The 11,079-nt window shown below is 45.0% G+C and carries 8 protein-coding genes; 3 read left to right on the top strand and 5 right to left on the bottom strand.

The window, feature by feature from the left end; genetic code table 11:
- A partial coding sequence (locus tag J3998_RS11505) for a hypothetical protein (RefSeq protein WP_208150817.1) occupies positions 1–387 on the bottom strand: 387 nt, incomplete at its 3' end.
- 338 nt (positions 388–725) lie between these two features.
- Between J3998_RS11505 and J3998_RS11500 the strand changes: the two genes are divergently transcribed.
- From J3998_RS11500 to J3998_RS11490, 3 genes are all read left to right on the top strand, one after another.
- Positions 726–2,147 carry a S8 family peptidase gene (locus tag J3998_RS11500; protein WP_208150816.1) on the top strand — a complete coding sequence of 474 codons (1,422 nt, stop codon included), beginning with the start codon at positions 726–728 and terminating at the stop codon, positions 2,145–2,147.
- A gap of 372 nt (positions 2,148–2,519) precedes the next feature.
- Complete coding sequence (locus tag J3998_RS11495; protein ID WP_208150815.1) at positions 2,520–2,912, top strand: DUF2726 domain-containing protein; 393 nt, start codon at positions 2,520–2,522, stop codon at positions 2,910–2,912.
- 293 nt (positions 2,913–3,205) lie between these two features.
- Positions 3,206–5,833 (top strand): diguanylate cyclase, encoded by a 2,628-nt coding sequence (locus J3998_RS11490; protein ID WP_208150814.1) that lies wholly within the window; start codon positions 3,206–3,208, stop codon positions 5,831–5,833.
- 24 nt (positions 5,834–5,857) lie between these two features.
- Here J3998_RS11490 and J3998_RS11485 read toward each other — a convergent pair whose 3' ends face one another.
- From J3998_RS11485 to J3998_RS11470, 4 genes are read right to left on the bottom strand one after another with little or no spacing between them, the layout of a single operon-like run.
- Entirely contained in the window at positions 5,858–7,543 is a 1,686-nt protein-coding gene (locus J3998_RS11485) for a BatD family protein (protein WP_208150813.1), read from the bottom strand.
- A complete protein-coding gene (locus tag J3998_RS11480) occupies positions 7,537–9,603 on the bottom strand; it encodes a VWA domain-containing protein (RefSeq protein ID WP_208150812.1) in 2,067 nt (688 codons plus the stop codon). Before J3998_RS11480 ends, J3998_RS11485 begins: the two co-directional genes overlap by 7 nt.
- Complete coding sequence (locus tag J3998_RS11475; RefSeq protein WP_208150811.1) at positions 9,604–10,605, bottom strand: VWA domain-containing protein; 1,002 nt, start codon at positions 10,603–10,605, stop codon at positions 9,604–9,606.
- Positions 10,602–11,072, bottom strand: a complete 471-nt coding sequence (locus J3998_RS11470) for a DUF4381 domain-containing protein (protein ID WP_208150810.1) — start codon at positions 11,070–11,072, stop codon at positions 10,602–10,604. Before J3998_RS11470 ends, J3998_RS11475 begins: the two co-directional genes overlap by 4 nt.
- Positions 11,073–11,079: the final 7 nt, after the last annotated feature.

Genomic DNA, 11,079 nt, shown 5'->3' with positions numbered 1-11,079 from the left:
TGGTACTTCAGGTGCAGTGATAGCTTCTAGAGAAAGTAGGCCAGTTACCGTGTCAAGCAGACCCGCTACTGGAAGTGCATCTAGAGAAGGAACTGTTGGAAGTGCAGGTGCAGAGATAGCTTCTAGAGAAAGTAGACCAGTTACCGTGTCAAGCAGACCTGCTACTGGAAGTGCATCTAGAGAAGGAACTGCTGGAAGTGCAGGTGCAGAGATAGCTTCTAGAGAAAGTAGGCCAGTTACCGTGTCAAGCAGACCTGCTACTGGAAGTGCGTCTAGAGAAGGAACTGCTGGAAGTGCAGGCGCAGCGTCCAGAGATAGTAAGCCCGTTAAAGTATCAAGTACTGTCGCTAAAGGTAGTGTATCTAGTGTTGGTAGACTAGTAGTCATTGCTTCGTATCCTGTGTAAGGTTTTTTTTAGTTTAAGTTGTTAATGCACAGAAAATATTTTGGAAGTATTTTTTGCGCTTAACTTTTATATCAAATTGTAAATATATAAGACTAGTAAAATATTCTTATATAAGTTTTTTTACCCCTTTTTTATAAGGGTTATTAATTATTGTTAAAACTTATTTTACATTTGGTGCGTTTTTTAACTTAAATTAAATACTTTATGTTTTTGCGTTTGGAGGAGGTCTAAGCACTTGTTAATCAAATAGATAATTTTTTTCTGTTTACGGGTTTTAAGTAAAATACTCTTACTCTGTGGTTTTTTATAAGGGAGTCCCATGTTCAGTAAATATATGATTTTCTCTATGGTTTTAATCACTAGCCTTAGTGTTCAGACTATTCACGCTGCTGGATCAGTGGCGAATCCATTAAAACTTTCCGGTAGTACTTTAAATTTTAAACCAAAAATCATTATGATTAAGTTTGCTGACGCTTTGCCGAGCCGCAGTGTACAGAAGTTTTTATTACGCCAAAATTTGAAAATTGAATTTCAGTCAGACTTGGTTCCAAATTTAGTTTTTGTGGAAATTCCTGAAGCTCGTAGCCTTGAAGGATTGAAAAAATGGCTTTCCGCATCGCCTCTAGTCGAATTTGTCGAGATTGATTCAGAAATTTCTGCAAGCGTAGATCCGGAATTTGGTAAGCAGTATTACTTGGATAATATTGGTCAACAAGTTCCACAGGCGAATGGAACAGAAGGCGTTACCGGTGAAGATATTGGACTGCTTGAAGCATTATCAAGCCGTTCGGAACAATCGCAAGAAGCCATTGTCGTTGCTGTTATTGACTCTGGTGTTGCTATTTCCCACCCTGATTTACAGCCGAATATTTGGGTTAATTTGGATGAGAATGACAGTAACGGAGATGGTTACGTGGGTGACCTGCATGGTTATAACTTTGTTGATGGAAATACTGATGTAACAGATCAGAATGGCCACGGAACTCATGTTGCCGGGGTGATTGGAGCACAATCTAATAATGGCCTAGGTATTCATGGAATTGCTGATGGTAAAGTAAAAATTATGGCGTTAAAGGTTCTGGACGAAAATGGTTCAGGGAATCTTTCCGATGCGGCAAACGCGTTGGAGTATGCAATAAAAAATGGCGCTAAGATTAGTAACAACTCGTATGGCGGCGCGACGGAATCTGCAGTATTAACAGCAATGATTGAGAGTTCTCCGGAGCATTTGTTTGTTGCGGCAGCGGGCAATAGTGGGGCAAATCTTGATTCTTCGCTGTTTGGGCTGTCTTTGTTGAGTAGTAATTCTTATCCGGCAAGTGCGACATCAGAAAATATTTTGTCCGTTGCGGCAATTGATAACCAAGGTAACCTTGCCGATTATAGTAATTATGGAAATGAATCGGTGGACATTGCCGCTTTTGGAACGGATGTGTATTCAACCATTCCTGGAGGCTATGCCTATATGTCTGGTACTTCTATGGCTTCCCCTGTCGTTACCGGAATTGCAGCTTATTTGAGCCACTTATATCCAAATAAAACGGCTAAGGAGTTAAAAGAGGCAATTATGCTGGGAGGTGTTCCAAACACGAACTATAGCGGAAAGCTTGTGTCGGGTAATCGAGCAGACCTTTATCAGTCAATTGAATTTCTGGAAGGTGCCTATACGCCTGAGACCGACTCAGGTGATGCAACAGGCGATAATAATCCTCTTTTAGGAATCGGTTTATTAGGACTATAGGAACCTTAAATAAAGGAAATACAGAACAAATTCAAATGGCTATTCCATGCAGTTTTTTTAGGGAAACGCAGAACAAGTCGAAATGACTTCAGGCATAGTAAAATTTAGGCTAAGTAAGGCGTCTGTTTGCGGTCATGTCTAGACCTGGCAAAAACAGACAACACCGCTCAGACAAATTTTACTATGCCCCTGTCTCGACTTACCCCTTCGGGCGTCGAGTTCTTCGTTGTTAGCGTTCTCAACCATAGCGAAGGCTATGTTTCTCAAACGCTGCCTAGAATTTATCTCTTCAAACTCCTCGCTGAAATCAATGGGGACTTATTTTGTGTTTCCTTAGGTTTCGCTGTGTGTAAAAGTAGATCGAATTAAAAAATGAAATACAGAATAAAAGAGCCATTTTGCGATGCCGTTGAATTAAGGATAATGCAGCAGTTACTACAAATTGCTGAGTCCGAATTCCATATTATTCCAAAACTTGATTTAAGTATTATCGTTGAGCCGGATATAAATCAGTGGGAGAGAAACAGTGGTTGGCAGGGCGGTGTCGACAAACTTCACCAGAAAAGGCTCGATTTTGTCATGTTTGATAAACAATGGACACTATTTTGCGTGATAGGGCTGGTTAATTACGATAAAGGCCTTCTGTTAGATGTTGAGACGAAGTCGATACTAGAATCTGTATCCATCCCTCTGCTGGTTTTAGAGCGTAATAAGCAATATACAATTGAACAGCTGGTGGAAAAAATCACCAATCTTTGTTCCTAGCAATTTACTCGTCATCTCAATTAATTAAAGAAGCGCAGAACAAGTCCAAATGGCTGAAGTCAATGGGGACTTATTCTGCACTTCCTTAACTCTTTTTAACTACTTTTAACTTCGAAGTAATGTGCTTTTGCACTCCAAATAAGTTAAAAAATGCTTTTTAGTTGATTAGACGCATAAATTTTATTTTACATTTCATAAGTTCTGTCAGGAACTGCCTTATACTGGTTAAGTCAATAAGCTAGGGTGTTTGTCCCGCACTTCCGTAAATAATTCCCTGACAGGAGGCTGGGTGAGTGAATTTGAATTCCGGCGAAAAGCAGCAACGAATATTTACTCTAAAAAATCTGTATTTTTTGGTGCTTTTGTCTTTGGCGGCTTGGGCGTTGCTTGGCTATGCGACCATGACTGCCGGAATAAAGAATAATGAAGGTTATGCGGAGTTAATCAATCTAAGCGGTAAGCAGCGTATGCTTTCACAAAGAACGGCTTTGTTAACCGCTAGAGTTTACGCAAACAAAGATTTTGATTTAGCTGCCGAACGTGAACAGTTGATTAAATTGATGCGTGAGGATTTTCAATATATCCAAGAGCATCTGCCGTCCGAATACATGAAATCGCTGTACTTCGACCAGCCAACGGCAATCTCGGTGCAGGTGCAAGATTATCTGACACTGTTGGAATCAGCGCCCGGCGAACATTATGCGGAATATGTCGAAAAGGTGTTTGCGTTCTCTTCCAAACTACTGCCAAGCCTTGATTATGCGGTCTCTGAGTTTCAAAAAGAGTCGGAAAGCAGAACGGCGGAATTGAAAACGCGAGAAAGTTTTATTTTACTGGGCACTTTGCTGACACTGTTGATTGAGGCAATGTTCATTATTCTACCGGTCTTTCAGCGCATGGCGATGCGCGAAAACAAATTCGAAACTTTATTCAATCTCATCCCTTTTCCAATCGCTTATGTCAATAAAGACGGTCAACTGTATCGCCGAAATCAAGAGTTTGTTAAGCAGACTGGTTATGACCAAAAACTGGTCCCAGACACCGAAACTTGGCTACATAAGGTGTGTTTGAGTTCCGCATGTCGTGAGGAAATTGCTGCGCGTTGGAAGGCTCATCTCGAACAAGCTCCGCACAACCACGACATTATTAAAAGTGACCTTTATGAAATTCGTTTTCAGGATGGCTCGGTTCACCAAGTTATGGTTGGCGGTCGAATATATGAACAGGGCTATATTGTCACGTTATTTGATGTCACCGAAGAAGTGGCTTTAAAAAGTGAGTTGGAGAAAACCTCGAATCAACTCAAGCAAGCACAAAGTATTGCCCAGCTTGGTAGCTGGACGTTCGATTTTAAAAATAATCAGTTGAATTGGTCGGATGAAATTTATCGTATTTTTGGAATAGACTCTAAACAATTTTTGCCTACTTACGACAGTTTCTTAAAAGTAATCCATCCCGACGATGTTGATAAGGTTAACCAATCTTTTGACAGATCGGTTAAAGATAAAACGCCATATCGAATCGAGCATCGTTTGTTAATGGACGATGGACGTATTAAATATGTGCTTGAACATGGCAGAACCAATTACGATGAAGACGGCAACCCGCAGTTGGCGATTGGTGCGGTTCTGGATATTACCGAGCAGAAAAAGCTACAGCTTAAATTAGACAAAGAGCGCGAAAAATATAAAAGCATTCTGTCGCTCTCTTCTGATGGTTTGTTTATTATGAATCCTTTCGACGGTCGCTTAATTGAGCATTCTGAGATGGTTGGTAAGCTGCTTGGTTACACAAATCACGAGCTCAAAGATTTGGATGTTTTGGATTGGGATAAAGGTGTTCAAACGATTGAAGACTTCCAGGAGTTAACCAAGCATATAGATTTCGAACCCGTTCACTTTGAAAGGTTTCATACTCGAAAAGACGGTACCTCTTATCTAGCGTCGATTACAGCGGTCAAAATAACCATTGACGGAGAGGCATTTCTGTCTGCTTCGGTTAGGGATATCACCGACCAAAAAGCCAATGAGATTTTGATTCAAAAGCAAAATCAGGAGTTGGACATCGCTTTAAAACGTAATGTGAAGGCGCTGGATATTATCAATGATTATGTGATGACATCGACGTCCGATTTGCAGGGACGATTCACGCATGTCAGTCAAGCTCTGTGCAAACTCAGTGGTTATTCTAGAGAAGAGCTAATTGGTCAACGGCATTCTATTTTCAAAAGTGGTGAGATGAGCGAGCTTTTTTATAGAGAGCTATGGAGCACTATTTCTAACGGCAAAATATGGAATGGCGAGATTAAGAACCGCGCTAAAGATGGCCAATACTTCTGGCTCGATACACGAATTATTCCAGAATTTAAAGACGGCAAATTGGTCGAATATCAAGCGGTCGCCCATGACATTACCTACCAAAAGCTGATGCAGGTTCGTTCCGAGCATGATCCTTTGACCAGCATTTACAACCGTAATAAATTGAATGACTTCTTATTGCAGGAGATGTTGCGGATTAAACGTTATGAAAATCGTTTTTCGATGATCTTGATCGACATTGATCACTTTAAATCAGTGAATGACGATTACGGACACAATGTCGGCGATAAGGTCTTGGTGAGCTTTGCAGAAATCCTTAAAAATACCGTGCGTGAAAGCGATATCGCCGGGCGTTGGGGCGGCGAAGAATTCATTGTATTCTGCACTGAAACTAAGCTCGAAGACGCGGTCGTCTTGGCAGAAAAATTACGCGCCAAGATCGCCGAGTATGAGTTTGACGTCATTGGTAAAAAGACCGCTAGTTTTGGGGTCGCCGAATATCGAGCAACCGATGATGCGGAGTCATTTATCAACCGCGCCGATGCCGCCTTATATCAAGCCAAAGAGAACGGACGCAATAGGGTCGTGGCGCAAAGAAAATAACCTTTGTTGCGATTTACTGTGCCGTTATGGTTTTGGGTAAAGTTGCTGTAACTCGGTATTTTTAGTCCAGGTTTTCTTTGGGTCTTTGACTGTCTTAAGCTTATTTAGCCGTTCGCAAATCTGCTTCTTTAGTTCAGCATTTTTGCTGTTATCGTGCGTCGTTTCTGGAGCATAAAGCGCATTTTCAAACTGTTGGATTTGCTGTTGCAAATCACCGGCGTCAAGGGCTTGTAAATCGCTAAGTTGCTTAATCTGCAATTTTTCTAATAGATGTTGACGTAACTGTTGGTAGAAAACTTTATCCTCTGCCTGACACCACTGATTTTGAGTAAGTGCTTTTGCTTGAAGCGCGCTTTCTTGCTCTTCATCAGCTGCAATGACTTGGGCTTTCTGTCCACGAGCCAGCCACCACATAATCAAGGTTACTAACCAAGCAATGGCAAAAAAAGTGGTCACTAAAGGCCAGATCAACCAGTCCGATTTATCATCGCTCTTTGTCGAATCGGTTATTTTCGATGTCGTGCTAGTCGGTTCTATCGGCTGATAACTGACCTGTCCAGGTGCTGCTTTAATATCGAAAACCTGCGCTTCTATATGTAGGGTTTCAAATTGTTGCGTGGCGGTATTGAACCAGCGTAGTTGATAGGCCGGAATCCGCATTTTTCCGGTAGTAGTCGGTACGAAATTCTGGGTCACCTGCACACGGCTGACTATGCCGCTATCGAGTTTCTCTTCGGCGGTTTGCGGCGGTTGATTGTAGACTTTGTAGCCGTTGCCGTCGGTGGCATCAATTTCCGGTAACTGGCTCGCTTTTAGGCCGTAAGCTTGCAAAGTAATCACGCGGCTCAGGCTATCGCCAACCTTAATTTCATTCGGTAAGGTTTGCCATTGATGTTCCAGTAGCATTGAACTGGCCGGCAACCAAGGCTGGGTTTTTGAATAGGCTTGCCCTAAATCTTGCGCCGGTTTTACTGTCAATGTAATCGGGTTGGATTCGGTTTCCACCACTTTTTGATGACCATTAAAGCTGAGCACACCGCTGATTGTGCTCGGTGCGATGGTTAGTTCACCGCTGCTTTGAGGAAATAGCGCATAGACCCATTCATGTACTGTGTAGTTTTTACCGTCGATAACGGTGCTGTAAGTCTGCTCGTCTTGCAGGGTGTCGGATAGGGAATCGTTGAAAATTGGCGGTCGCATATTGCCGGTTCCCGGTAGCATCTTGCCGCGATAATATAGGCGCAGACGATATAAGAATTGCTGTTGCACATAACCTTCGGTACTTTCTACTTCAGCACGCATAAAGGCTGTTTGCGAACTATCACCATTGGCTTTATTGCTCTGTTTAACTTCAATAATCAGCGGCTGGCTAGAGACGTCGCCGAGTTTGACCGCAGGGATAATTAGCTTGCCGGTTTTCTTCGGTAGAATACGCAGATGCCAACGGGTTTTTGCATTCGACACGCCATTGACGAATTCATAGAAATTACTGCGTTGCCGAGACAACACCTGAAAGTTTTCATCCAGTTGCTGATATTCCAAAGTATTGCCGAGAGTCTGAAAATCCGCCTCGACCCATAGTGAAATAATGTCACCTTGTTCAATCAGATCGCGTTCCACTTTCATGGTCAAACGATCTGCCCATGCCAAGCTACTGATGCTCAATGCTGCCAAAAGCACGAGTCCGCGCTGCAAAATCTGTTTTACCATGTCTTCTCCGATTTCTTCTGGCTCGGTTTGTTCAGTTGATACTGATAATCAAATTTGCGTTGTAGGAACAATCCCGGTTGGTCGGGAATCTGTTGCAGCCAAGCTTCGGTCGCTTGTTGTTCTTCCCAGTTTTTAGCGCCGATTCCGTCGCTGTTTTCGTCATCCATAATGCGTGATGCGCCGGCCGTTTGTTCATTCTCCGAAGCGGATTTTTCATCATCGTTTTCGCCTTGTTGTGCCGCGCTAGCCTGTTGTTTGTCTTTGCTTTGGCCGTCGGCAGGATCGCTTAAATCCTGCTCATTCTGTTGGCCGCTTCCGCTTTCTCCAGACTGGCCATCGGACTGTTGCGCGCCTTGTTGTTGCGAACCGGCTTGTTGACCTTCTTGCGACTCCTTACCATCCACCGATTGTTGGTTGGATTGATTGGCATTGCTTTGTTCGCCTTGTCCGTCTTGCTCGCCTTCGCCACTTTGTTCGGCACTGTCGCTGTTGGCGTCTTGTTGGTTTTGTTCTTGTTGCTCCGGCGTTTGTTGGCCGCTGTCGGAACTCTCCTGTTCAGGCTTATCGCCTTGCGCATTGTCGCTACCTTGTTGCTCTTGACCGCTATTTTCCGGCTGTGAGTTGGCTTGTTGACTTTTTTGTTGCGCCTGTTGCTGCATCTGCTGATCAAGTAGTTTTTCGATAAGTGCCAGATTGTCCTGAGCGGTTTTCATCTTCGGCTCGAGTTTTAGCGCTTGGTGATACGCTTTCTGCGCCCCTTGTAAGTCGCCGGAGAAAGCGAGGGCGTTGCCACGATTGTAGTGACCTTTGGCGCTATGGTCTTGCTCGAAAAGACGAGCCGCTTCTTGGTAGCGCCTGAGTCGATACAGGCTGGAAGCTTGCCATTGTTTGTCTTCAAAAAGCGCTTCAGCGGATTGGAAATTATCGCGCTGGAAGGCTTTATAGCCCTGTTGGTCATGCGACTGGAACATATTCGCCAAATCATCCAACTGATCTTCGGCTTGTGCCGGATTCGGCGTGCTAAGCCCAATTAAAAACAGTGGCATAAGCAGCAGGCTGAACAGAACACCGCGACGATATAGCAAGGCAATCAGCGGCACGAGAACTAATAACAGCGCGGCGCCTTCATCCAGCGGATGGACAACGTTTTTCTCTTGCTTCTGCTGTTCCTTATCGGTGGCGTTGAAAAATTCCGGTACTAGCCAATTGATGTCTTGATCTTGCACTTGTAGCGAACGAATCGGTGCCTGTAGCGCTTGGCTGATTTCGGCAAAACGCTGTGCGGGAAGGTGAGCAATAATTAATTGATCTTTGTCGTCGCGCAATAAGCCGTGTTCCGGCACATTAATCGCCGCTCCGGTCGGCGTGCCGACGGTCATGATATTCAGTTGATAATCGTTGCCGGCAAACCAATTTTTCACTGGCTCGATCTGCGATGTTTCAATATCATCAGTAATCCAGATAATTTGCCCCTGAGTGACATGGGCACCATCTAATAGTTTTTTGGCCTGCTCGAAACCGGCGATTGGATTGGAGCCGTAGTGCGGCATAATCAACGGATTGAGTGTTGGCAAAAGACCGAGCAAGGTCTGGTTATCCTCGGAAATCGGCGTGATGGTATGCGCGCTTCCGGCATAGGCAACCATGCCAACCGGAAGTTCTGGATGTTGAGTCAACAAGTCGGTCAGTTTGTATTTGACCTGCGCTAGCCGATTCGGGCTTAAATCGTCGGCCAACATCGACAACGACAAGTCGAGCACAATCACCGTTCCTTGTTGCGACTTCTGTGCTGGAATCTCGACGCTTTTCAGACTTGGTCCAGCCAGAATGATGCTCATCATCAGCCAGATAAGTGCCAAGCCGGTTAGGAACATACGTTGCCCAAGCATCGATTGATTTTGCGGAGAAGATAGTAGCAACTCGCGAAATTGCGGGGCGATGACTTGATGCCAAGCGCCTTGTTTGGCTTTGACTTGCCACGCTTTCCAAAGCAACCATACAGCCGGAAGCAGCGCTAAGAACCACCAAGGACGAAGGAAATGAACGTCGAATCCGAGCATTTACCCTCCCATTCTACGCAGTTGTAGCCAAGCGAGAAGCAGGCTCAGTAACATTGCGGCACCAAGCGGCCAGAAATACAGTTCGCTCCGCAAACGGTAGCTGAAAACATCATGCTGTACGGCTTCCAGCTGGTTGATGTATTGGTAAATCTGTTGCAGCTCGGCGGTATCGTTGGCGCGGAAAAATTGCCCGCCGGTCATTTCCGCGATTTTGGTTAAGGTCGCAACATCCATATCGGTACGACTCGGCATGATCGCTCCGTTAGGACGATCCTGACCGACGCCGACAGTATAGATTTTCAGGTGCAATTTTTGCGCTTGTTTAGCGGCTTCAATCGGGTCGATACCGCTGGTGTTAGAGCCGTCGGTTAATAGAATTAATACCGCGTGTTTCTGACCAGTTTTGCGTAAGTGTTTGAGGGTCAACCCCATGGCATCGCCAATGGCGGTATTGCGGCCGGCCATGCCGATTTGACTCTCGTTGAGCAAGGTTTTGACGGTCTGTAAATCGTAGGTCAACGGGCTGAGTAGAAACGCCTGCGAACCGAATACCACTAAGCCCATGCGGTCGCCTTGACGCTGTTCGATAAATTGCGCGACTACGGTTTTTACGGCCGTCAAACGGTCGACATTGTCGCCCCCAAGATACATGTCGGCGCGGCGCATGGAGCCGGATAAATCGACCGCCAACATCATCTCTTTGCCGCTTTGTTGGAAAGGGGTTGGATTGAGAAACCAGACTGGACGTGCGGCGGCGATAACCAGCAATATCCACAGTAAAGTAAAGCCAAACGGAACACGATAACGAGGGTATTCCGGCTCGACCAGATTTTCGCTCGGCAGTGAATGGCTGACGCGGGCGACGATATTGGGCGCGAATAGGGTGCTTTGGTTTTCTGCCACCGGTCGCAATAGAATTCTTAGTAACCAAGGTAGCGGTAAGAGCGCGAACATCCACGGCCAGATGAATTCGAAATTGGCAAGATAAGCGCTCCAGTTCATTGATGATGTCCCTTAATCCAGCGTTGCGCATAATCATGCCATGCATCGGTCAGTTCGGCGTTTTGGCTACTTGGCGGTGCATACGCCAGTTGCGAGTATTGTTTTATCACATCCGGTTGTGGAATATAGCTGGCATTGTCTTGTAGAAATTCCAGCCATTGATTTTGATGCAAAGCGGCGACGCGACGGCGACCGTAAGCGGTCACGGCAACCTGTTTCAGCAGGGCGTTAATCTGCATGATTTTATTGTCATCGGAAGCCTGTTTTTGCATGATTTGTTGCAGGCTTTTCTGCGCTTGACGACGATAGACATTGCGGCGGCGTTGGTCGGTGAAATACCAGATAATGCCGATAATAATCGAGGTAACCGACAACAGCAGAATCCACCAGGCAAAGGCCATCGGCCACCAGCCAATCGGGTCGGGTAGTTGAATGTCATGCAGTTGTTGTAAAACTTGTGGATCCATCGACTCT

The organism is Thiomicrorhabdus marina (assembly GCF_017571465.1).
GTDB lineage: Bacteria > Pseudomonadota > Gammaproteobacteria > Thiomicrospirales > Thiomicrospiraceae > Thiomicrorhabdus > Thiomicrorhabdus marina.
This window is presented reverse-complemented; position numbering and strand designations above follow the sequence as displayed.

Bases quoted from the DNA above. Each gene is read 5' to 3' on its own strand.
- J3998_RS11500 (WP_208150816.1), top strand. From the start codon at position 726: ATGTTCAGTAAATATATGATTTTCTCTATGGTTTTAATCACTAGCCTT.
- J3998_RS11495 (WP_208150815.1), top strand. From the start codon at position 2,520: ATGAAATACAGAATAAAAGAGCCATTTTGCGATGCCGTTGAATTAAGG.
- J3998_RS11485 (WP_208150813.1), bottom strand. From the start codon at position 7,543: ATGGTAAAACAGATTTTGCAGCGCGGACTCGTGCTTTTGGCAGCATTG.
- J3998_RS11480 (WP_208150812.1), bottom strand. From the start codon at position 9,603: ATGCTCGGATTCGACGTTCATTTCCTTCGTCCTTGGTGGTTCTTAGCG.
- J3998_RS11475 (WP_208150811.1), bottom strand. From the start codon at position 10,605: ATGAACTGGAGCGCTTATCTTGCCAATTTCGAATTCATCTGGCCGTGG.
- J3998_RS11470 (WP_208150810.1), bottom strand. From the start codon at position 11,072: ATGGATCCACAAGTTTTACAACAACTGCATGACATTCAACTACCCGAC.